Consider the following 523-nt stretch of genomic DNA (forward strand, 5'->3'; position numbering starts at 1 on the left):
GCGCGATGTTCTTGCCGTAGGCCGTCGCCGGCGCGAGGATGTGCGAGTAATCCTTCGCGATGTTCAGCGCGGTCGCTTCGACGTTTTCCGCGAGGCCCGCTTCGAGTTGCGGCGCGTCGGCCAGGAGGACCTTCGACACACCTGCAATCTTCGCTGCCGCGTCGGCTGCGCCTTGCGCGTTGTGGCCCGCGACCAGCACGTGGATGTCGCCGCCGACGTATTTGCCAACCTCGGCCGCCGCCGCCACCGTGTTCAGCGTCGCGGCCTTGATCGACGCGTTATCGTGTTCTGCAATCACCAGAATCGTCATTTCTTTCCGCTCCCTCTTACAACACCTTGGCTTCGGTCTTCAGCTTCTCGACCAGCGTCTTCACGTCCGGCACCTTCACGCCGGCTGCGCGCTTCGGCGGCTCGACCACCTTCAGCGTCTTCAGACGCGGCGCGACGTCGACACCCAGGTCTTCCGGCTTCACGGTTTCCAGCGGCTTCTTCTTCGCCTTCATGATGTTCGGCAGCGTCACGT

Annotated in this window: 2 pseudogenes; both read right to left on the reverse strand. The window is 63.7% G+C overall.

The features are described from left to right. A pseudogene (locus tag CFB45_RS38035) lies at nucleotides 1-310 on the reverse strand (electron transfer flavoprotein subunit alpha/FixB family protein); the annotation flags it as partial. Nucleotides 311-326: 16 nt separating this feature from the next. Further along, nucleotides 327-523, reverse strand: a pseudogene (locus CFB45_RS38040) (electron transfer flavoprotein subunit beta/FixA family protein); the annotation flags it as partial.

Source organism: Burkholderia sp. HI2500 (assembly GCF_002223055.1).
In the GTDB taxonomy this organism is placed as follows: domain Bacteria; phylum Pseudomonadota; class Gammaproteobacteria; order Burkholderiales; family Burkholderiaceae; genus Burkholderia.